This is a genomic window from Mycobacterium syngnathidarum (assembly GCF_001942625.1).
Lineage (GTDB): Bacteria > Actinomycetota > Actinomycetes > Mycobacteriales > Mycobacteriaceae > Mycobacterium > Mycobacterium syngnathidarum.
The window spans coordinates 130,000-151,156 of the sequence record NZ_MLCL01000024.1 but is presented as its reverse complement, the minus strand read 5'-3'; the positions used below and the strand labels follow the sequence as shown (position 1 = coordinate 151,156).

Here is a 21,157-nt window from a genome sequence, read left to right as displayed (position 1 = left end):
TCGAGCCGGTTCTCGGCGACGACCCGGCGTCTATTTGGCCAGGAAGCGCTCGAGGCCGGCGATCACGATGTCGAGGGTGAAGTCGAAGTCTTGAGCTGAGGTGGCGGCGGCGCTGCGGTCGGCGACCACGCCACTGAGCAGCGGGAAGTCGCTGGACGGCAGATCTTTCAGGGCCCGCACCACCTCGGGTGTCTGATGGTGCAGTCGGGACCCCGCCGACCCCAGCACGTCGTGCGCGGCCGACATGGCGAGCCCGGACACCAGGGTGAGCGCCCGCCCGGCGTCGTCGGTAGCGAAACCGCCGTCGGTCAGGGCCTGCAGCACCTGTTCCGCCAACGCGAGGCTGGCCGCCCCGCTCGTCCCGCGCAACTGGAAGCTCGTGGCCGTCACACCCAGTTTGAGCACACCCTGACGGATGGCGTTGCCGTAGGCCCGCAGGACCTCCTGCCAACTCGCCCCCTCCGGCAACTTGATCGAGCGCAACTCGGTCTCGAACAGATCGGCCACCACCAACTCGAGCAAGCCGTCGCGGTCGCCGACGTAGTAGTGCAGCGTGGTGCGGTCCACCCCGAGAGCGTCGGCCACCGCCTGCATCGTCAACGCGCCCGGCGCCATGGCGCGCGCCGCGGCCACGATCTGCTCCTGATCGATGCGCGGAGGCCGGCCCCGTCCCCGGCGCGGCGCGTTTCCGGTGGTCACGCCGGCAATCCTAATTGTTCGCGGGCCGGTCGATGCACCGCTCTTCCTTTTTTCTCACGGTCGTGGAAAACTGCCCCGAAACCGAGCAAGGGAGCTGCCGCATGTCACCAACCTCTCCACACCGGGTCGTCCAGTGGACGACGGGGAACGTCGGGAAGAGTTCGGTTGCGGCCATCGCCCGAAACCCGAACCTGGAACTGATCGGCTGCTACGCGTGGTCACCGGACAAGGCCGGCAAGGACGTCGGCGAACTGGCCGGCATCGAGCCTCTCGGGGTCGCCGCCACCAACGACGTGCAGGCACTGCTCGCCCTCAAACCCGACGTCGTGGTCTACAACCCGATGTGGATCGACGTCGACGAACTCGTCGAAATCCTTTCGGCCGGAGTCAATGTCGTCGCTACGGCCTCTTTCATCACCGGACACAACCAGGGCGAGGGCCGCGACCGGATCGCCGAGGCGTGCCGCAAGGGCGGTGCGACCATGTTCGGATCGGGGATCAGCCCAGGCTATGTGAACCAGCTCGCGATCGTGGCTGCCGGCATCTGCGACCGCGTGGACAAGGTCACCGTCAACGAGGCTGCCGACACCACGTTCTACGACTCACCCGAAACCGAGAAGCCGGTCGGGTTCGGGCAACCCATCGACCATCCCGATCTCCAGGCCATGACAGCCCACGGCACCGGGGTGTTCGGCGAGGCCGTGCGCATGATCGGTGACGCGCTCGGTATCGAATTCGACGAAGTCCGCTGCGACGCCGAATACGCCCAGACCACAGAGGATCTCGACCTCGGCTCCTGGACCATCCCGGCCGGCGGGGTGGCGGGGGTTTTCGTCAGCTGGAAGGGAATCGTCGGGGATACCACCCGCGTCGAGCTCACGCTGCGCTGGCGCAAAGGACAGGCTCTACAGCCGGATTGGCAGATCGATCAGGACGGCTGGGTCATCGAGGTGGCCGGCCGGCCGACGGTGACCATGAAGGTCGGCTTCCTGCCGCCGCCCGACTTCGAGGCCACCACGCTCGAGGAGTTCATGGTGCTCGGCCACATCATGACCGCCACTCCCCCGATCAACGCGATCCCCGCGGTGGTCAATGCCGCGCCCGGCATCGTCACTTACAACGATCTGCCGCTGATCCTGCCACGGGGAGTGGTACCTGCGAGTTAGCATCCAGCCATTCGCGGTCGGCCTACCGGTGGGGGATTTCTGATGCACGTGTCTGGATGGGTGGGCGCCGGTGCGCTGACTGCCGGGGTGTCGGCGGCATTGCTCGCCGGCGCCGCATCCGCCGGCGCCGACACCGACGGTGGCTCGGATCCCGGGCCGGGAAAGACGTCATCGGCCGGCGCTGAAAAGGCAAGCGGCACCACATCATCCGTGCGGACCCGCGCCAAGCCGCGTGTCAAGCACAGTGGTCGTCCGGCCACCACGGCCACCACGGCCGCCACAGCCTCACGTCTCCGAAGTTCCGTCGAGGACGCCGTCGAGAAGGCCGCCGGGAGGCCCGTCGCGAAAGCGAAGGCCGAGAAAGCGAAGGGCGTCCCGGCGTCCCGGCATCGACTTCCCGCGCTACGCAGCGAGGCCCGCACACAGACCGATGAACGCCCGACACCCCAGACCACAAAGGTGGAGGAGCGTCGCGCGTCTACCGTCGACGCTCCGGCGGTTGATCCTCCGGCGGTTGATTCTCCGGCAGTTGATTCTTCGACGGTTGACGCCCGCGATCCACTGGCCGCGATCTCGCAGCTAGCTTCCCGCGTGTCCGAGACGGTGGGCTCGGTGGTCTTCAACACCATCGGCGCCGTGATTCAAGCCGCCGACGGCCCGCCCGTGGTGCCTCTCGGGTTGCGCGATTCGGTTGAGGTGGGCAGCTCGACGCTGGTTGTCTCCCCGGGCAACGAGGTCGCCGCTGACTGGTACTTCCCGACGGACGGCGAACCGGACCGGCTGATCTACCTGCAGCACGGATTCATCGCCACCGGTCCGATGTACAGCTACACGGCGTCCTATCTGGCCGACCGGACCAACAGCGTCGTCGTGGTCACCACGGTCACCTCCAACCCATACGCCGAGGGCGGCATGTGGCTCGGTGGGGACAACATGCACAAGGCTGTCGCCGAGCTCTTCCTAGATTCTGATCGAGATGCGTTGAACGCCAGCATGACAACTGCCTCGCTGAAAGCCGGCCGGGAGCCTTACCTGGTGCCGCAGCAGTTCGTGCTGGTCGGGCACTCGCTCGGCGGGGGCTTCGCGCCCGGGGTCGCCGGGTACTACGCCGAGGGGTTGGTGACCCGCCGGGCCGACGGCCAGGATGCTCCCAACGATCTGGCCGGAGTGGTGTTGCTGGACGGGGTTCCACCCTCGGGCACGTTGCCGAACGCGATGGAGCGCCTCGCGCAACTGGAGGCCAGCAACGGCAACGACCCCGCCGATTATGTGCCGGTCTACGAGATCGGCGCACCGTCGAACGCGTTCAACTCGACGAGCACGGTGAACGAGGATCTCTCGGCCGCCAGGCCAGGAAAGTTCAACGGAGTCGTCGTCGACGGTGGCGTCCATATGGATTCCATGCTCGGCGGCAACCCGCTGATCCAGGCCGCGGCCTACCTCGTTGCCGGCATCCCACAACCACAGAATCCGCCGGCCGTGCAGTGGCTGATGGCCGGTTGGGTCAACGACATGTTCGACGGCAACATCGATCCCACCACCGGCCGCTGCCTGAGTGACTGCCATGGCATCTACGCCGAGCCGGGCGATGCGCTCGACATCGATGGCGACCGGGGTGACGCCACCGCAGAGGTGATCGACTCCGGTCCGCCACCGAACGAAACCCTGTGGAATGCAATCCGATTCATTCCGTCCCCGGCGACATCCATCCCTGGTTCGGTGCTGTCACGGTGGGTGTAGCGCTCACCGGAAAGTTGACCGAGTTGGCGATGAAGCACATCCGGTGGGCTTCATGATGCAGCTCGGTGGCCTCCCCGACACGCTCCACATCGGTGACGGTGACCTGCGGTCGTAGCGTGACATCGGTGAAAATGCCGCTGCCCTCGGCATTTTCGCTCATCGTGCCCTGCGGCCGGTCGCTGTAGGCCGTGACGACGATGCCCGCTTTTGCGCAAAGTGCCGGATACCAGAGCATGTGGCACTGGGACAGGCTGACCACGAGCAGTTCCTCGGGATTCCACCGCTGCGCGTCTCCACGGAAGGCGGGATCAGCGCTGCCCGGGATCGCCGGCTTCCCGGGTGTCTCGACACCGCTCACCTCATGGTCACGCGCGTAATCGCGGTAGCCGCTGGTCCCCGAACCGGTGTTGCCAGTCCAGGTCACCTCGACCTCGTATCGATGCGTCCGGTTGGCCATGGCGCGAAGATACCAACCAGGGAAGACGTTCCTGTCGAACCACCATTGACACGTTGGCACAGATAGCTAGACTTTGTGTCATGTCCATTGGCAGCCCGGCCGACACAGACGTGGCGCGGCCGCACGTACTGGCAGATTTCCGCAAGCACTCGGGCAGCATCCTCGGAGGCGCCTTCGGCGCAGCGGCATTCGATGAGGTGGCCCTGGTACCGGTGGCCGCCGCCGTCGACCGCAGCGGACGGTTCGAACGCAACTTTCTCGATCGAGGAGTGCGCAGCGGATTCTCCGCATTCCTGGCGATCTGGGGCGACGCCGAGGACCGTGAGACCGAGGGGCGCCGCCTACAGACCATGCACCGCGACGTCCGCGGGCACGGCAAGGACGACTTCGCCGAAGTCCGCTACAGCGCGCTGAACCCGCAGTTGTGGAACTGGATCGCCATCAGCGGGATCTTCGTCGTCCTGCACTCGTTCACCCCGGCAACCGGCATCACGCTGAACGCCGCGGAACAAGAGGCGGCCTATGCCCAGCTGCTGGAGGCGTTCCGCTCGATCGAGTTGCCCGGCGCTTCGGCGAAACTCCCGCAGACGTACGCCGAAGCGATCCGGTACTACGACGACATGGTGGAAAACCAGTTGCAGGGCAACCCATTCCTGAGCCGCGTCACTACCGGACTCACCCAGCTGCCGTTGCCGACCCTACTGCTGCCCGCTCCGATTCGCCTGGCACTGACACCGTCCTGGATGGCAGTCCGGCCGATCGCCGGCCGCGTCATCAAAGTGTGTTCGTTCGGCATCCTGCATCCGGGAATCCGGGAGATGACCGGGTTCCGCTGGCAGTCCCGGCACGATCGGGAGTTCGCCGTGTACACCCGGTTGCTTCAACTGGCCTGGCGGGTGCTGCCCGATCGGTTGCTGCTGGTTCCGCTGGCCTACAACCGGCTGCAATACGAGAAGCTGGTGCGTCTGCACCGGTCGGTGGCGCTGGATTCGTTCGCACCGCTGGGATGTCCGGCAGCGGGCTGACACACTGGTATCAATGCCGCGCAGCAACGCCAGCCAATCCGAGCAGGAAGACGCCATCCTCAAGGCCGCCGCCGAGGAGGTGTCGCTCGTCGGGCTGGGTCGGGCCAGCCTGGAGGTCATCGCCAAGCAGGCCGGCGTCAGCCGTCGGACGCTGTACCGTCGCTTCCCCACCCGCGACGCGTTGATCACCGAACTCGGCCGACGCACCTTCGACTCGGCCATGCACCGGTTGCGCACCGTGGCAATCGATTCGGGCCCCGGTGACGCGGCGGTGGCGGCGTTCTGCGAAGGGCTGCGACTGCTGACCACCGAACCCGTGATGCGCCGGTTCCTGCGCCTGGACACCGACTTCACCGCGGTCGCCGGCGCCTACGACCAAGCCCCGGCTTTTCTGCACCATGCCTCCTCGGCAATGGCCAAGGCACTTCGTGCGGCCGGCGCGACCATGCCCGACGCCGAACTGCTGGCCGTGTCCGAATTGCACATCCGACTCGCGGTGTCGCTGGCCCAGATGCCCAGCCCGCTACTGGACGTCACCGACGATGCCGCGATCCGTGACTACGCACGCAAACACTTGGCGCCGCTGGTGCACTAGAGGTCAGGCCCGCAGGCGTCCCGCCGCATCGCGCACCGCTGCCGTGATGGCCTCGACCGTGCGGCTGTCGAGCTTCCAACATTGCCAGTACAGCGGCACGTCCAGGTACTGCTCGGTGATCCGGACGAAGTCGTCGTCGACCAATTCCTCGGGATACATCCCCCAGGCCAACCCGGCCCGTACCGCGGCACCGAACCCCTCTGCGGTCGGGATGAAGTGAATCGGCCTGACGACATCCTTGCGGAACACCTTGCGCACCAATTGATCTTGCAGGGCGTCATCGCGGTTCCAGGCCAGCGAGGGTGCTGTCTGCGCGGCCTCGCGAGTAAAGCCGTCGGGCAGGTAACGCTGCACGTATTCCGCGCTGGCCACCGGCACGTAGCGCATCGCCCCCAACGCATGCACCCGACAACCCGGAACCGGACGTCGCTCGGTGGTCACCGCGCCCATCACGACACCCTCCCGCAGCAGCCGAGCCGAGAGGTCCTGATCCTCGATCCTGATATCGAACAAGAACTCGGCCGCCTGGGCAAACACATCGGTGAACCACGTCGCCATCGAATCGGCGTTGACCGCCAGAGCGATCCTGGTGCGGTGCGCCGAGCCACCGCCCATCTCGGCAAGGGTCTCGGACTCCAGCAGTGCCGTCTGCGCCGCCAGTCTCAACAGCGGAACACCAGCAGAAGTTGGGGTGCAAGGCTTTTCGCGAACAACGAGCACCTGACCGACACGCTGTTCCAAGGCCTTGATGCGCTGGCTGATCGCGGACGGAGTCACGTGCAGACGCTGCGCGGCCGCATCGAAGCTCCCCAGTTCGACCACCGCGGCGAAGGCAGCAAGCTGCTGGCCGTCGATCTGCACGCTGCGATCCTAGTCGGGTTGGCGCTCATCGCCGAGTAAACCGCTGCCGGTGAACCGGACGAGCTGGTCGACCCAGCCACGGTCCAAACCCTCGGGCCCGAGCGGGCGTCCGTACAGCGCGAGATCCGAACTGGCGAGCGCACCGATCATCGACAAGACGGCAATTGTGCTGCGTTGCTGGCCTTCTCTGCTCTGAATGTCAGGTATCGCACGGCCCGCCGCGGCAAAGAACAGCTCGGGCAGACTCGGTGTACCTGCCAACTGATCCAGCCAGATCTGATCTTCATCCAGGGCAAGCTGATTCATCACCTTCAGCCAGCGCAACCCGCCGACGGGATCCTCGTCGAGCAGACGGACGTACGGCGCGATCAGGGCTTCGACGACATCACAGACGCCAATCTCGTTCTCGGACTGAGCCACCCGGACAAGTTCGGAGATGACAGCCGCGAACACCGTCGGGGCGCGGCGCTGGGCCACCTCCAGCACCAGATCCCTCTTGGCCGGAAAGTGATAGGCCACCGCGCGGCTGGCCACGCCGGCCTCCCGGGCCACCGCGCGCGAAGCCACCGCGCCGATCGACGTCTCGGCGAACATTCGCTCGGCGGTGTCGACGATCAGGGCACGGGTGTCGACATCGCGCCGGGGGCCACGCCTGCGCGTCGAGCTCGGGACCACAGCACGAGCGTAATCACTCACGCCCGGATCGTCCTATGGTCGGTGCAGATCTCCTACCACGGTCGTAGGACAAGATCGGACAGCAGCGCGATGTGGGTTGACCTGCATTCTTCATAGCGTCAAGACATGACACGAGCACAGCGTTCCCCAGCTATTTCCCTAGCGAATTCAGTGACTGGCGTCGCCCGTGGATGGACGGCCAAAGACGCCGTTTTCACCCCGCCGGAGACCGCGCCGGCAACCGCGCACCGGCCGGGTCGCCGGGACGGCAGCCTTTGGGGCCGCGCCCTGACCGCGGTGCGGTCCGCACTGGTCGCCGTACCCCGACCGAATCTGAAACAGCCGTACTATCCGCCGCTGCGTGAAGGCTTCGTCGAAGATGCCGCCATGGCGCGCGAAATGTGGCGACTCTGAGTGCTGAAGTCCGATCCCGGAAAATCCGGCCCCAAAAAATCCCACCGCAGTAGGAGGCATGACCGCGACCTCGCCTTCTACGATCAGAACATGCTCGGCAGCATCGCGCGCGGCCTCCGTGCGCACGTGCGCCGGCGGGGCTACGCCCTCCCGGTGGGCTACAACTGGGCCATCGTATTGGCGTTCGATGCCACGGTGATCGGCGCCGGCGTGGTGGCCATGCTGCAGCGCCCGACCGCCGATTTCCCGGCGAGCCTGCTCGCGGTCGTGGTGTGCGTTGCCCCGTTCGCGCTGTTCTACCTGTCCGGCGTCGACTTCAAGGCACCCATTGTCTGGGCGACATGGACCACCGCTACCGCGGTGTTGCTGTTCGCGACGACCACACCGGTATCCAATGACTTCGCTCCGCTGATCGCGGTGCTGATGGTCGGCGAAGTCGCCTCACTCGTCGGCGTGTGGGGTGGATTCCTGGCCTCGCTGACCGCGGCCACACTGCTGATGGCGGCTGCCGCACAGCACCGCCTCGAAGCGCTGCCGCTGTACCTGGGGATCCTCGGAATGGGTTGGCTGGTAGGTTATCTCGTGCACACTCAGCAGCAGCTCATGCGCCAGCAGCAGGATGCGCAGGCCGCGCAGGCCCGGCACGCCGCGGCCGACGAGCGCCGCCGTATCGCCCGCGAGGTCCACGACGTGATCGCCCATTCGCTGAGCGTGACCCTGCTGCATGTGACCGGCGCACGTCGCGGGTTGCAGCAGGATCGCGATGTCGACGACGCCGTCGAGGCACTGGAACAGGCCGAACGCCTGGGCCGACAGGCCATGGCGGACATCCGCCGCACGGTCGGACTGCTCGACGGCGCCCCGATGAGCATGGCTCCCGAACCTGGTGTCGACGATATCTCTTGCCTGGTCGACGATTTCGTACGCGCCGGGCTGACCGTGCGTTTCGACGCCACAGGGCGCACCGATGTGGTTTCCGGCGCGGTGGGCTTGGCGTTGTATCGCATCGCCCAGGAGTCGCTGGCCAACATCGCCAAGCACGCACCTGATGCGGAAGCCACAGTGTTACTGAGGATCTCACGCACTTCGGCGTCGCTCACCGTCGCCAACCGAATCCCGGTCCCCGCGTTGTCCGTCAGGAACGGCCGCGATGTCGATGGCCGCGGCGTGCGCGGTATGCGCCAACGTGTCGAGCAGCTCGGCGGGATCATCAGCGTCGGCCCGGCCGATGACGGATGGTCGGTGCGCACGAACATTCCGTTGGACGACACCGACCGGGCGCCCCGATGGTGCCCTGTGGTGTCATGACGGACCCCGTGACCGAAGTGGCGGTCCTGCTGGTCGACGACCAGGATCTGGTGCGCTCTGGGCTGCGACGCATACTGCGACGCAAGGACGGCTTCGTGGTCGTTGCAGAGTGCGCCGACGGCGACGAGGTGCCAGATGCCATCACCCAGTACCGCCCCGACGTGGTGGTGATGGACCTGCGGATGAAACGCGTCGACGGGATCGAGGCCACCCGCCAGGTGACCGCGTCCGGCGGCCCTCCGGTGCTGGCGCTGACCACGTTCAACGACGACGAGTTGCTGTCCGGAGCGCTGCGCGCCGGGGCCAGCGGATTCGTGCTCAAGGATTCCTCGGCTGAAGAGCTGATCCGGGCGGTGCGCGCAGTGGCCCAGGGCGACAGTTATCTGGACCCGGCCGTGACCTCACGGGTGCTCACCACCTACCGCAAGTCAGCCGAGCCGCGTCGCAGCGCCGCAGTCGGCGACCTCACCGCCCGCGAACTCGATGTGCTGAAGCTGATCGCCAAAGGGCATTCCAACGCCGAGATCGCCGACGAGCTCAGCATCTCCGGTCTCACCGTCAAGAGCCACATCGGCCACATCTTCATCAAACTCGACCTGCGTGACCGCGCCGCCGCGATCATCCATGCGTACGACACCGGACTGGTCAGCCCCCAGTGAACGAACCTGCCGCGGTACCCCACCAGAGCGAGGTAGGACCTATGGCCCTACCGCCGCGGGTCCACACACGGCCATCATGAGGTATGGGTACTTCAGCTTGGCCCGCGCCGGCGCCGACCGCTGAGTCCGAGACCACGAGTGCCGCGGCAGAGATCCACGAGACGCATACCGGCATCGTCGCCTTGGTCGGCGACCGGGCGTACAAGGTCAAAAAGCCCGTCGTGACCGATTTTCTCGACTTCAGTTCGGTCGAGCGTCGCGAACAGGTCTGTGACCGTGAGGTGCGGTTGAACCAGCGACTGGCGCCCGACAGTTATCTGGGCGTCGCACACCTCTCGGATCCGCAAGGCGGTCCGCCCGAGCCAGTGATCGTGATGCGCCGATACCCCGATGCCCGCCGACTGACGTCAATTGTCGTCAACGGTGAACCCGTCCTCGAGCAACTGTCGGCGATCGCGCAAGCGGTGTCGCGGTTCCACGCCGATGCGCAGCGTTCGGAGGACATCGACACTGCGGCAGGGGTTCCCGCGGTTGCCGGCCGCTGGCACGACAACCTCAGGGAACTGCACCGGCACGCCGGAACTGTGGTGTCCACGGAATCGCTGAGCGAGATCGGCCGACTGGTGGACCAGTTCATCGAGGGCCGGACCGCGTTGTTCGCCGACCGCATCGCGAACCGGCGCATCGTCGATGGCCATGGCGACCTGCTGAGCGGCGACATCTTCTGTATGCCCGAGGGCCCGGCGATCCTGGACTGCCTCGAGTTCGATGACCACCTGCGTCACCTCGACTGCATCGACGACGCCGCCTGCCTGGCCATGGACCTGGAATTTCTCGGCCGCAAAGATCTGGCTGACTACTTCATCGCCGAGTACCGGCGGCTCTCTGGCGACACCGCCCCGGCCGCTCTGGTTGATTTCTACGTCGCCTACCGTGCGGGAGTTCGCGCCAAGACCGACTGCATCAGGGTCGAACAGGGCAACCACAGCGCCGAGGCCGACGCTCGGCACCACCTCGACATTGCCCTCGAACACCTTCGCCGAGGCGCCGTCCGGTTGGTCGTCATCGGCGGTGGCCCCGGCACCGGCAAGACCACATTGGCGCATGCGCTGGCCGAGCAGTTGTCTGCACGGGTGATCTCCACCGACGACGTGCGCCGCGAGTTGCAGGAACAAGGCCTGGTCAGCGGCGATGCGGGAACTCTGAACGAGGGGCTCTACAGCAGCGAGAACGTGGCAGCGGTGTACGACGCCGTCCTGCGCAACGCCGGCTCCGCCCTGGCCGGGGGCCGATCGGTGATCCTGGACGGCACCTGGCGAGACCCGGTGCTCCGACGGCGGGCCCGCGACCTCGCCGCAGAACATCATTGTCCGACAACGGAATTGGCCTGCACGGTCCCCCTGGACGAAGCCAAGGAACGCATCACGCAACGGCGGGGCACCAACTCGGACGTCACCCCGCAGATCGCCGAGGGACTGGCGGCCGGCGGTACCGATTGGTCCGACGCCCACCTCATCAACACGCGTCGTCCGCTCGCCGACTCCGTCGCCGAAGCTCAGCGGATCTGCTGTTCGACGATCTGACTGCAGCAGGTGTCCCACGCCCGGCAGCCATTACGAAACCCGCCGTTGCTGTAAACCCGGCAGCCGCAGGTGTCCGTGGGCCCTTGTAAAGTAGAAAGGCGGTCGCACTTTCGGCTGCTACCAGTGCAAACACTCCGGGCAGCCAGGTTCGGCACATCCACCAAGGGGGAAATATGAATGAAGTGCTGGCCCGTGCCGGCATCTTCCAGGGTGTGTCACCAGATGCCGTGGCCGCACTGGTCCGGCAGCTCGAGCCGGTGACCTTCCGCCGGTCCGAGGTCGTGTTCACCGAAGGTGAGCCCGGCGACACGCTGTACATCATCACCTCGGGCAAGGTGAAGATCGGCCGTAAATCGGTGGACGGTCGCGAAAGCCTGATCACGCTGATGGGCCCGTCGGACATGTTCGGTGAGCTCGCCATCTTCGATCCCGGGCCGCGGACCTCGACGGTGACCGCACTGACCGAGGTGAAGGCAGTGGTGATGAGCCGCGCGGTGCTGCGGAGCTGGATCGCCGATCGCCCCGAGATCGCCGAACAACTTCTGCGTGTGTTGGCCCGCCGGCTGCGTCGTACCAACGACAACCTGTCCGACCTGATCTTCACCGACGTACCGGGCCGGGTCGCCAAACAACTGCTCTACCTGGCGCAACGGTTCGGCAGCCGCGATGGCAACGCACTACGCGTCGACCACGAGCTGACCCAGGAAGAGATCGCCCAGCTCGTCGGGTCCTCGCGGGAGACGGTCAACAAGGCGCTGTCCGATTTCGCCCAACGCGGCTGGATCCGGGTGCAGGGCCGGACCATCCTCATCGACAACGCCGAGCGGTTGGCCAAACGCGCGCACTGATCGTGTGACCACCGAGACATTGTTAGCGCCCTAACTATTAGGGTACGTTCATTTTGTGTCCGCAGTATCCGAAGCGCCGGAGCTCAGCGCCGATCCGCTAGCCCTCGAACGGCAGGTCTGTTTCGCGCTGGCCGTCAGCAACCGCGCGGTGCTGGCGGTATATCGCCCACTGCTGGAGCCGCTGGGTCTGACCCACCCGCAGTACCTCGTGATGCTCGCGCTGTGGGATCACCAACGGTCCAGCTCCGGCGGTGCATCCCCGCTCTCGGTCAAGGAGATCGCCGCCGCACTGCAACTCGATTCGGCGACGCTCTCGCCGATGCTCAAGCGGTTGGAAGCGCTCGGCCTGTTGACCCGCAGCCGCCGCGCCGGCGATGAACGCGCGACCGACGTCAAGCTCACCGAAGCCGGGGTGGCCCTGCGTGAGCAGGCACTTGCCATCCCGGCCGCGGTGGTGCAACGCCTGGGCGTCGACATCGCCGAACTCGAAGAGCTGCACCGAGTGTTGACCCGCATCAATGTGGCCGCGCTGGCGGCCAATTCACTCACCGATTGACACCAGGAGCCCACCATGGCCGGCCAGAAAACCAAAGACCGTCCCAACCTCTTTCAGTACATCGCCTATTGCTACGGCAAACGGTTGCCTGATTCCATGCGTGATTGGGTGGCCCACGACCTTGCCGACCACGGGGCCGTCCGCCGGCACCTGATCCGCATGGCCATCCCGCCGCTGTTCGTGCTGGCACCGTTCTGGCTCTTGCCCGCGTCGCTGTACGTGCACATCGAAATGACCGTGCCGATCTACATCTGGGCGATTTTGATGGCTCTTGCACTGAACAAGATCTGGCGTCGGCACCGGCTGGCCCAGCACGGGCTCGACCCCAACCTGGTCGACGAGATCCAGTACAAGAAAGACCAGCAGAAACACGAAGACTACATCCGCCGGTTCGGCCCGCGACCGGAATCCTCCAAGTACCAGGCCAACAGCAGTCCCTTCTAGGCGTTTCCCCTGCGCAAACCCCTTGCATGCAAGCTTGCATGCAAGGGGTAGTGTGGTCTCCCGTGGGCACGGACGAGAAGTCGAGCAACAGCCAACGCGTCTACCGGATGACCAAGGACCAGATCCTCTCCGGTGAGTTTCGCGGCGGACAGCTGCTCAGCGAGGTAGAGGTGGCGACGCAGCTCGGCGTCAGCCGCACCCCCGTGCACGAGGCGTTTCTGCGGCTGGCCGCCGAGGATTTCCTGGACCTGGTGCCGCGGCGCGGCGCTGTCGTCGTCCCGGTGTCCGCGCAAGAGGCCACCGATCTGCTGGAGATGCGCCTGGCACTCGAGACCGCCGCGGTGCGCAGGCTGTGCCGGTCAGCCGAATCCATCGACAGCCTGTTCGGTGAGCTGAACGAGTTGGTGGAGCGGCAGCGGCACGGCGCGGCGATCGGTGATGCCGACCAGTTCGCGGCCGCCGATGACGCCTTTCACCGGCGCATCGTGGAGGTCGCCGGAAACACGATCGCCGGCCGCTTCTACGGGTCGCTCAGCGACCGTCAGCGCCGCATGATGGCCGATGCCGCCCGCTCCGACTCCGCGCGGTTGACCGATTTGATCGGCGAACACGCGGCGCTGGCCGACGCCATCGGCCGGCGCGATGTGTCCGGTTTCGAGGGAGCGTTGCTGGCACATCTGGAAGCGACGTACCGGGTGGTGCTGGCATGACCGCTGTCGCTCTGGACCCTGTCGAGGCGCCGGATCAGATTCGGCACCGCCTTCAGCCCTGGCTGGCCGTCGCGATCGCGGTGTTCTGTATCGGTTGGGGCGGAAACCAATTCACCCCGCTGCTGATCGCCTACGCCCAGCACGCCGGCTACACCCGGGTGGACGTGGACATCCTGCTGGGCACGTACGTGCTCGGCCTGATCCCGGGTCTGCTGATCGCCTCGACCCTGTCGGACCGCCACGGCCGACGCAACGTGATGGCCGCCGGTGTGATCAGTGCGGCGCTGGGCAGTCTCATCCTGGCCATCGGTGATTACTGGGGTTTCCCGGCCCTGTTCACCGGCAGGTTGTTCAGCGGAGTGGCCGTCGGTATCGCAATGGCGGTCGGCTCGGCATGGATCACCGAATTGTCTCGGCCACCGTTTGACAACGCGCCGGCCGGTGCCGGGGCGCGCCGGGCCTCGATCTGCCTGTCGTTGGGCTTCGGCGTCGGACCGCTGTGTGCCGGACTGCTCACCGTGTACGCGCCACTGCCGCTGGTGTTGACGTACCTGGTCCACGCGGCGCTCTGCGTGCCGGTGCTGTGGGCGGTGTGGAACCGGACCGTCGAAACGCGGACAGCGCCCTCGGACCGGCCCTTCCTGGACGGATTGAAGGTGCCCGCAGCCGGACACCGCCGATTCCTGCACGTCGTTGTTCCCATGGCGCCGTGGATCTTTGGTTCGGCAGCCATCGCCTACGCGGTGGTGCCGGCACTCGTCGCCGACCAGCTCGGCTCCTGGGCCCTGCTCTATACCGTCGGCCTGACCGTGCTGACACTGGGCTGCGGGGTGGCGATCCAACCGGTGGCGCGACGCCTCGACGACGTGTCCAGCTCGCGGGCCGTCGTGGTGTCAATGGCATTGATGGCGCTGGGCATCTTCGCCGCCGTGGCCACCGCCGTCACCCGCTCAGCACTCGTCGCCCCGCTGGTCGCGATGCTGCTGGGCAGCGCGTACGGCATCGCGATCGTGTCAGGCCTGCTTGAGATCCAGCGTATTGCTCCGCCCGACGAGCTCGCCGGGATCTCCGGTGTCTACTACTCGCTGGCCTATCTCGGGTTCCTCTTGCCCGCCGTACTGGCGGCGCTGGCGCACTGGTTCAGCTACCCGGTGATGCTGAGTTTTGTGGGCTTGTTGGCGCTGGTCTGCACTGCGGTGTGCGCGTCGGGGTGGGCGCAACACCTTGAGCCGCGGACGCAGGCAACACATTGAGCGCAATCGTTGTCCCTGTCTGCACCTGGGTTCCCCTCTGACGCGCTGTGACGAGTCTGCAGGCTCTTGCGACGAAAAGCCGGAAAAGCCGCAAGAGGCTACATGTTCGTCACAGCGTCAGGCACACGACACCTCCCTCCCAGACTCGCACCACTTCGCGCGGGACGCCTGCGAACGCAGGCTCGGGCTCGACACTGATCCCGTACCGTCGATCGGGTGACCATGTCGCGACCGCTTGCCCGGATCTGCGCGGTGGGAACAGTCGTTTTCGCCGTCGTCGCGACCTCGTCGTGCGGGCAACCAGCGTCCCCGCCGACGGCCAGTTCCCCATCGACGACGACCGCGGCGGCACCCACCTTCGCGGCACCCACCCTGGCCGCCGTCGTTCCGACGGGCGATTTCACCGCGGTCTCGAAGCTCGTCAACGACTCCATCGCGGCACATCGGCTGCCGGGCGCGGTGGTCCAGGTCGGGCATGGCGGCAACGTCGTGTTCCGCAAGGCATACGGCTCGCGCAAGCTCGACGGTGAACCCGGGCTGGACGGGGTGCCCGCTCCCGCGGAGCCGATGACCGAGGACACGATCTTCGACCTGGCGTCGCTGTCGAAGAGCATCGCGACGACGACGGCGTTCATTCAGCTCTACGAACGGGGCCTGGTCAAGGTCGACGAGCCGGTGCAGACCTACCTGCCGGACTTCAACCCGGCCAGCGACCCACGCCGCGCGCAGGTGACCGTCCGCATGTTGCTCACCCACACCTCGGGTATCGCCGGCGATCTGAGCCTGGACGGGCCGTGGGGGCTGGAAAAGGCCGACAAGGCTGAAGGTATTCACCGCGCGCTCGGCGCGTGGGTGGTGTACGAACCCGGACAGCTGTTTCACTACTCCGACATCAACTTCATTCTGGTGGGCACGATCATCGAGCGCATCACGGGCCAACCTCTGGATCGGTACGTGCCGGACAATGTCTTTACCCCACTTGGGATGTCGGATACCCGCTATCTGCCGGCGGCCAAAGCCTGTGGCCCACACCAGGTCCGGGGAACCGCGATCGCCTTCGACTCGAACGCGCCCGAGGTGACCGACTGCCCGGCCGGCACCTGGAGCACCGACCTGTTGCCCCGCATCGCACCGACGGCGCTCGACGAGGACACCCCGGGCCTCAACCCCGACTACGGCCACCCGTTGCGCGGCACCGTGCATGACCCGACGGCACGCCGCATGGGCGGGGTGGCCGGGAGCGCCGGGGTGTTCTCGACGGTGAACGACGTCGGCCGGTTCGCGCAAGCCCTGCTCGATCGTCTCGCCGGCCGGCCGAGCACATTTCCGCTGAAGCAGTCGACCGTGGAGTTGATGACGACACCACAACAGCCCGGGCACAACGCCCAACAAGTCGAGGCGGCCAACAACGCCAACGGCGCCCGTCTCGCTCCGCACTACCCGGCCATCAACGGGCACGACCTTCGGAGCTTCGGTTGGGATATCGATACCCCGCATTCCAGACCGCGCGGCACGGTCTTTCCCGTCGGCAGTTTCGGTCACACCGGGTTCACGGGCGTCACCCTGTGGATGGATCCAGGGTCAGACACGTACGTCGCCGTCCTGGCCAACGTCATCCATCAGCGCGGTGGTCCACCCATCGCGAAGTTGAGCGGCGAAGTGGCGACGGCGGCAGCCCGAGCCTTGCACCTGTACGGGACCTGAACGCGTCTCGACACGCTCGACTAACGAACATAGACTGTTGTTAACTTCCGTTAGAAGGAGGTTGCCATGCAGCCGAACGCCGAGCTGGAGCAGCTGCTCCAGGAGCGTTTCGATATCACGACCCCTCAATTTGTCGCGGCGCTGAAAAGCTTTCCCACGCTGCGACCATGGGCCGCTGCCCTCAGCGAGGACGAGGCTCGACTGCTCGATGAGGCAGGTTTCGCCGAGGATCAGGACGCGCTGATTGCGGCCGGCACAGAGATCGCCGGCCGCACGGCTCACCTCACGGTGACCGCATTCACCCCCGACGAGGTCGCCACCGGACTCGGGATCAGCCCGTCACGGGTGCGGCAGAAACGGCTCGCCGGCGAATTGTGGGCGATCCCGGACGGGCAGACCTGGCTCTTTCCCGCGCTGCAGTTCGAGACTGACGCCCACGGTGGGCCCACACGCCAGATCCGCGGCCTCGATCAGGTGTTCAAGGCGCTGCCCGCCGATCTTCACCCCGTCGCCGTGGCCGGGTTCCTCCGCACCCCGCAGCTTGACCTGTTCCACGACCGGCCGCTGACTCCGGTCGAGTGGTTGCGCGATGGTGGTGACGTCACCCAAGCAGTCGCCGCTGCGGCAGGCACCGACTGGTACACCACGTGACCGCTCGCCTTCCTGGACCGCCGACGGCAGCCAAGCTACGTGCCATCGGTATCCGGAACGAGGAATACCGGATCGTCACAACGGACGAGCTCTGGTGGCGGATACACCGCACCACCGGCAGTCACATACTGGCCTGGAACGGTTTTCGCGAGTACGGTCCGCACTTGCGGTTCGACCCTCATCCACCGCCGGCGCGAGATCACCCTGGTATCGGTGTCTGGTACGGCGCCTCGGCACCAACGCCGGCATTGGCCGAGGCGTTTCAAGTTGGGCGCACCATCGACCGGTTCCGGGGCGACCCCTACCTGACCGGGTTGCGGTTCGCCCGTGACATTCGGCTGCTCGATTTGGCCACGGACAGCACCGGATCCTGGCCGACGCGAGCCGGCGGCACATTCGCGATATCGACTGCACCACACTCGATCACACAGCGCTGGGCCAGACGAATCACCGAAGCCTTCCCGGATCTCGATGGGTTGCGCTACAACAGTCGGTTCGCCGGGGAGCCCTGTATCGCCCTGTTCTTTCCCGCAGCCTCGGCGATGCCCGCATGGCCCGCACTCTCACTGCCGCTGACCCATCCCGGTCTGGCCCTTCGGATCGCCGGGGCTGCACAGCGTCTCGGCTACTTGGTAATCTGAACCGGCCAAGGCGGTGTGGCCACAATTAGCTCGCGATGGCTGATCCCACGAAGTAGCTTCCCAACAGGCACACACCGATGAGCACCACCCATCCGTCGGTCAGACGGCAGAGCAGCGCCGGCGCGTGCCGCACCTCCATGAATTCCCGGAAGATGATGCGCACCTTGATGAGTGCGATGCCGATCGCACTGACGGTGACCACCGTGCTGGCCGTCAAGGTCCCGTTCTGGTCGACGGCTTCGTCCAGCCAGACGTAGACAAGCGTCATTCCCGTCAAAACCGCCCAGACAATCAGCAGTCTCTTGTCGAAGCCGTTGCGCACCACTCACCTCACGACGTAGATCAACGCGAAAATCAGGACCCAGAGGAAATCGACGGTGTGCCAATAGGTGGCCCCCGTCTCGACGAGCTGCTGGGATCGCCGCTTCGGGTTCCACAACTGGTAGACGACGACACCGAGCACCACGAAGCCGATCAGCACGTGGATGCAGTGAATAGAGGTCAGGAAGAAGTAGTGCTGAAAGAACTCGTCGCTGGTGAACGTGTTCCCCATGCGGATCTGGGTGATCCACTCGACGATCTTGCCGGCCAGGAAGAGGACACCGAACGAGATCGTCAGGAACATGTTCGTCAACGCGGATCGGTAGTTGCCCTCGCGGGAGGCCTGGACGCAGCGGGCGATCGCCCACGAACTCAGCAGCAGTGCAATGGTATTGGCGACGCCGATGCGCAGGTCAAGGTGGGCCTGCGACTGCAGGAAGAGTTCTGGATTCTGGGTGCGTGACACCAGGTACACCGAGAAGTACGCGGTGAACAACAGCGACTCGAACAGTACGAACATCCACATGTCGGGCTGGCCGGGCACAGACCTCGCGCGCACATCGTGGACTTGCTCGGTCATCGAACCACCTCCGCCACGTGGTGCTCGTCGGCCTCGTTGCCTGCAAGGTCCGGCAGCGGACCGGTGCCGAAGTCCTCACGCTCGATCATCCGGCGCAGCAGCACGATGAAAACGCCGGTGTACGTGACGAATACGACCATGTTGACCCACCAGGCGATCGCGCCGTTCCAGGCAAACGCACCTCGCTGAAAGATCCAGGCCGGCGCGACGACCACCTCGGTCAGCGCGTTGCAGAGGTTGAGATAACCGAACCACTTCGGGAACACGCGGTTCTTGTCGAGCAGGACTGCAGTCATCCACACCAAGGAGCCGATCAGGAACACGCCCATGGTCCCGCTGAACGACAGGAAGGCGAATTCGTAGAGCCAGTGGATGATCTCGGGGTCGCGGTCGGGCCGCAACGCGGCCGCGGTCATCGCGATGGCCATGACCAGCATGCCCGGAATTGCGCTCAGCGAGTACATGATCAGATACGAGTAGGCGAACACCGGGCTGACCGACATTCTTCGCATCGAGTACGCAAGGAGGGCATTCATCGGCGCGCACAGGCCGGTGATGAGGAAGACGACGCCGAAGCCGGCGAGCACGCCGAATCGATGGCCGGTGACCCACTCCACGACGGTCGGGGTGTCCCATGCCGGGCTCGGCGGTGGTTGCACGCGGGTGACGAAGAAGAACAGCACACCGTAGAGCTGGTAGAAGAACACCATCACGTACCAGGCGAACCACAGTTCGCGTTTGGGGTGGTAGCGGACGTTCCACAGGAACCTGCTCCACCGTGAGCCGGTCATGCGGGCACCGTGTCCTGCGCCCGTTGCTGCTTGACCGCCTGGGCGAGAACGACTCCCATCACCAGAATCCAGACGGCGATGGCGATGTTCTTGAGCCAGAAGGACAACACCCCGTCCCAGGCGAAGGGCCCGTCGAACGACAGTGCGGTGAACGTCGCGGGGACCAGCGCGGCCGCGATGGCGAGATTGAAGTACGCCACCCACGGTTTGAACACCGGTCGTTCCTGCTGATCCCAGCAGATCGCCAAGGCCAGCAGCAGGCACTGCGCGATCAGATACGGCACCAGCAGCGTGAAGGTCAGCCACGCGAGGTCGTTGAGTACCTGGGTCAGCTCGGGGGCACGGTCGGGACGGAACGATCCGAGCAGCCAGAACATGTTGGCGATGAGGAACAGCGCCGGCGGACCTCCGGCCGCGGCGACCAAGCTGTAGGACAGGATCGGCGTGCGGTGGGCCATCCGGCGCACCTGCATCGCCAGCAGGATCACGATGGGGATGAGGCCGACGCCGAACCAGTTGAACAGGATCATGCTGTAGCGGATCCGTGCGGCCTCGTCCTGATAGAAGGCGGCGACCTGTTCGGCAGACATGTTGGGGGACATCGGATGTACGAATCCCGGGAACAGGAAGAACGCTGAGATCCAGATGATTGCCACGACGGGCAACGTCCCCAGCAGGATCAACTCACCGTCAGGTCGTCTCATCGTCGAACTCTCTTCGTACGTGGCCTTGGTTGCCGATCGGCAACTTGGACGGTAGCCGATCGGCTACTTGGCGGTCAATCGTCGGCTACCGTTGACGCTGTGACGTCCACTCAGGAGGCCCGCACCTTCGGCGGGATCACGCGCACCGCCGCTCAGACCCGGGTGATGGACGCGGCCCTGAAACTCATCGCCAGTCACGGAGTCAGCGGGACGTCGCTACAGATGATCGCCGACGAAATGGGCGTCACGAAGGCCGCCGTGTACCGGCAGTTCAAGACGAAGGACGAAATCGTCATCGCGATCACCGAGCGGGAGCTGAGCCGCCTCGAAGCCGCACTCGAAGCGGCCGAGGCCGAGGGGGCGCCCGGGCAGGCCCGCGATGCGCTGCTCGACCGGATGATCGAGCAGGCCATCGACCGCCGCGGCACGTTCAGCATTCCGATGTTCGACCCCGTCATCATTCGCCTGCAGGCCGAGTACGAACCGTTTCAGCGATTCATCGAACGCCTCTACGCCGCGCTGCTGGGCACCGAAGCCGGCGTCGAGGCCCGGTTTCATGCCGCGATGCTCTCGAGCGCGATCAGTGTGGCCGTCATGCATCCGCTGCTCGCCGATATCGACGGCGAGACCCTCCGCGTCCAGCTCAACCAGATGACCCGCAGGATGCTCGGGCTCGATTAGCTACAAGTCGACTGAATGAGACACCGGGTAGACATCGTCTAGACCAGTTCGTAGCCTGTCTCGGGAGATATACAGCCGGGCCAGGATTCGG

The 21,157-nt window shown here is 65.7% G+C and carries 25 protein-coding genes; 17 read left to right on the top strand and 8 right to left on the bottom strand.

Going from position 1 to position 21,157, the window contains the following annotated elements; genetic code table 11:
* Window positions 1-30: 30 nt before the first annotated feature.
* Window positions 31-699 (bottom strand): TetR/AcrR family transcriptional regulator C-terminal domain-containing protein, encoded by a 669-nt coding sequence (locus BKG60_RS06915; RefSeq protein WP_075909439.1) that lies wholly within the window; start codon window positions 697-699, stop codon window positions 31-33.
* Window positions 700-800: 101 nt separating this feature from the next.
* On the opposite strand from BKG60_RS06915, the gene BKG60_RS06910 reads away from it, so the two are divergent.
* Window positions 801-1,865: an NAD(P)H-dependent amine dehydrogenase family protein gene (locus tag BKG60_RS06910; RefSeq protein WP_075909438.1), complete on the top strand. Its 1,065-nt coding sequence runs from the start codon at window positions 801-803 to the stop codon at window positions 1,863-1,865.
* Window positions 1,866-1,907: 42 nt separating this feature from the next.
* A complete protein-coding gene (locus tag BKG60_RS06905; protein ID WP_075909437.1) occupies window positions 1,908-3,605 on the top strand; it encodes a hypothetical protein in 1,698 nt (565 codons plus the stop codon).
* Here BKG60_RS06905 and BKG60_RS06900 read toward each other — a convergent pair.
* Window positions 3,550-4,062, bottom strand: a complete 513-nt coding sequence (locus BKG60_RS06900) for an OsmC family protein (protein WP_075909436.1) — start codon at window positions 4,060-4,062, stop codon at window positions 3,550-3,552. The two genes, BKG60_RS06905 and BKG60_RS06900, sit on opposite strands and share 56 nt — an antisense overlap.
* Window positions 4,063-4,142: 80 nt before the next feature.
* Between BKG60_RS06900 and BKG60_RS06895 the strand changes: the two genes are divergently transcribed.
* Window positions 4,143-5,087 carry an oxygenase MpaB family protein gene (locus BKG60_RS06895; RefSeq protein ID WP_075909435.1) on the top strand — a complete coding sequence of 315 codons (945 nt, stop codon included), beginning with the start codon at window positions 4,143-4,145 and terminating at the stop codon, window positions 5,085-5,087.
* Window positions 5,088-5,100: 13 nt separating this feature from the next.
* Window positions 5,101-5,682: a TetR/AcrR family transcriptional regulator gene (locus BKG60_RS06890; RefSeq protein ID WP_070187721.1), complete on the top strand. Its 582-nt coding sequence runs from the start codon at window positions 5,101-5,103 to the stop codon at window positions 5,680-5,682.
* Window positions 5,683-5,685: 3 nt separating this feature from the next.
* Here the strand turns inward: BKG60_RS06890 and BKG60_RS06885 are convergent, their stop codons facing one another.
* A complete protein-coding gene (locus BKG60_RS06885) occupies window positions 5,686-6,543 on the bottom strand; it encodes a LysR family transcriptional regulator ArgP (RefSeq protein WP_075909434.1) in 858 nt (285 codons plus the stop codon).
* Window positions 6,544-6,552: 9 nt separating this feature from the next.
* On the bottom strand, window positions 6,553-7,239 hold the full coding sequence (locus BKG60_RS06880; RefSeq protein ID WP_070944956.1) for a TetR/AcrR family transcriptional regulator: 687 nt from the start codon (window positions 7,237-7,239) through the stop codon (window positions 6,553-6,555).
* 150 nt (window positions 7,240-7,389) lie between these two features.
* Between BKG60_RS06880 and BKG60_RS06875 the strand changes: the two genes are divergently transcribed.
* From BKG60_RS06875 to BKG60_RS06820, 12 genes are all read left to right on the top strand, one after another.
* Entirely contained in the window at window positions 7,390-7,632 is a 243-nt protein-coding gene (locus BKG60_RS06875; RefSeq protein WP_075909433.1) for a hypothetical protein, read from the top strand.
* 90 nt (window positions 7,633-7,722) lie between these two features.
* Entirely contained in the window at window positions 7,723-8,940 is a 1,218-nt protein-coding gene (locus BKG60_RS06870) for a sensor histidine kinase (RefSeq protein WP_075909475.1), read from the top strand.
* A complete protein-coding gene (locus BKG60_RS06865; RefSeq protein ID WP_075909432.1) occupies window positions 8,937-9,599 on the top strand; it encodes a response regulator transcription factor in 663 nt (220 codons plus the stop codon). Before BKG60_RS06870 ends, BKG60_RS06865 begins: the two co-directional genes overlap by 4 nt.
* Before the next feature lie 83 nt (window positions 9,600-9,682).
* Complete coding sequence (locus tag BKG60_RS06860) at window positions 9,683-11,182, top strand: bifunctional aminoglycoside phosphotransferase/ATP-binding protein (protein ID WP_075909431.1); 1,500 nt, start codon at window positions 9,683-9,685, stop codon at window positions 11,180-11,182.
* Between the two features lie 173 nt (window positions 11,183-11,355).
* The gene (gene crp, locus BKG60_RS06855) at window positions 11,356-12,030 is read left to right on the top strand and encodes a cAMP-activated global transcriptional regulator CRP (RefSeq protein WP_075909430.1); all 675 of its coding nucleotides are present in this window, start codon (window positions 11,356-11,358) and stop codon (window positions 12,028-12,030) included.
* A gap of 55 nt (window positions 12,031-12,085) precedes the next feature.
* On the top strand, window positions 12,086-12,586 hold the full coding sequence (locus BKG60_RS06850) for a MarR family winged helix-turn-helix transcriptional regulator (RefSeq protein WP_075909429.1): 501 nt from the start codon (window positions 12,086-12,088) through the stop codon (window positions 12,584-12,586).
* A gap of 15 nt (window positions 12,587-12,601) precedes the next feature.
* Entirely contained in the window at window positions 12,602-13,030 is a 429-nt protein-coding gene (locus BKG60_RS06845; protein ID WP_070188618.1) for a DUF5313 domain-containing protein, read from the top strand.
* A 62-nt stretch (window positions 13,031-13,092) separates the two neighbouring features.
* The gene (locus tag BKG60_RS06840) at window positions 13,093-13,740 is read left to right on the top strand and encodes a GntR family transcriptional regulator (RefSeq protein ID WP_242671587.1); all 648 of its coding nucleotides are present in this window, start codon (window positions 13,093-13,095) and stop codon (window positions 13,738-13,740) included.
* Window positions 13,737-14,993 (top strand): MFS transporter, encoded by a 1,257-nt coding sequence (locus BKG60_RS06835; RefSeq protein WP_075909427.1) that lies wholly within the window; start codon window positions 13,737-13,739, stop codon window positions 14,991-14,993. Before BKG60_RS06840 ends, BKG60_RS06835 begins: the two co-directional genes overlap by 4 nt.
* A 222-nt stretch (window positions 14,994-15,215) precedes the next feature.
* Window positions 15,216-16,697 (top strand): serine hydrolase domain-containing protein, encoded by a 1,482-nt coding sequence (locus BKG60_RS06830; RefSeq protein WP_075909474.1) that lies wholly within the window; start codon window positions 15,216-15,218, stop codon window positions 16,695-16,697.
* Between the two features lie 66 nt (window positions 16,698-16,763).
* Window positions 16,764-17,348, top strand: a complete 585-nt coding sequence (locus BKG60_RS06825; protein ID WP_075909426.1) for a helix-turn-helix domain-containing protein — start codon at window positions 16,764-16,766, stop codon at window positions 17,346-17,348.
* Window positions 17,345-17,989: an RES family NAD+ phosphorylase gene (locus BKG60_RS06820; protein ID WP_075909425.1), complete on the top strand. Its 645-nt coding sequence runs from the start codon at window positions 17,345-17,347 to the stop codon at window positions 17,987-17,989. Before BKG60_RS06825 ends, BKG60_RS06820 begins: the two co-directional genes overlap by 4 nt.
* A 25-nt stretch (window positions 17,990-18,014) precedes the next feature.
* Here BKG60_RS06820 and BKG60_RS06815 read toward each other — a convergent pair whose 3' ends face one another.
* From BKG60_RS06815 to BKG60_RS06800, 4 genes are read right to left on the bottom strand one after another with little or no spacing between them, the layout of a single operon-like run.
* On the bottom strand, window positions 18,015-18,314 hold the full coding sequence (locus BKG60_RS06815) for a cytochrome C oxidase subunit IV family protein (RefSeq protein ID WP_075909424.1): 300 nt from the start codon (window positions 18,312-18,314) through the stop codon (window positions 18,015-18,017).
* Window positions 18,315-18,890, bottom strand: coding sequence for a cytochrome c oxidase subunit 3 (locus BKG60_RS06810; protein ID WP_075909423.1), 576 nt, complete (start codon window positions 18,888-18,890; stop codon window positions 18,315-18,317).
* On the bottom strand, window positions 18,887-19,681 hold the full coding sequence (locus BKG60_RS06805; RefSeq protein ID WP_075909422.1) for a hypothetical protein: 795 nt from the start codon (window positions 19,679-19,681) through the stop codon (window positions 18,887-18,889). The genes BKG60_RS06810 and BKG60_RS06805 overlap by 4 nt, the downstream gene beginning before the upstream one ends.
* Window positions 19,678-20,385, bottom strand: coding sequence for a hypothetical protein (locus BKG60_RS06800; protein ID WP_070944966.1), 708 nt, complete (start codon window positions 20,383-20,385; stop codon window positions 19,678-19,680). Before BKG60_RS06800 ends, BKG60_RS06805 begins: the two co-directional genes overlap by 4 nt.
* 165 nt (window positions 20,386-20,550) lie before the next feature.
* Here BKG60_RS06800 and BKG60_RS06795 point away from each other — a divergent pair, with 165 nt between their 5' ends.
* The gene (locus BKG60_RS06795; protein ID WP_075909473.1) at window positions 20,551-21,066 is read left to right on the top strand and encodes a TetR/AcrR family transcriptional regulator; all 516 of its coding nucleotides are present in this window, start codon (window positions 20,551-20,553) and stop codon (window positions 21,064-21,066) included.
* The last annotated feature ends 91 nt before the right edge of the window (window positions 21,067-21,157 follow it).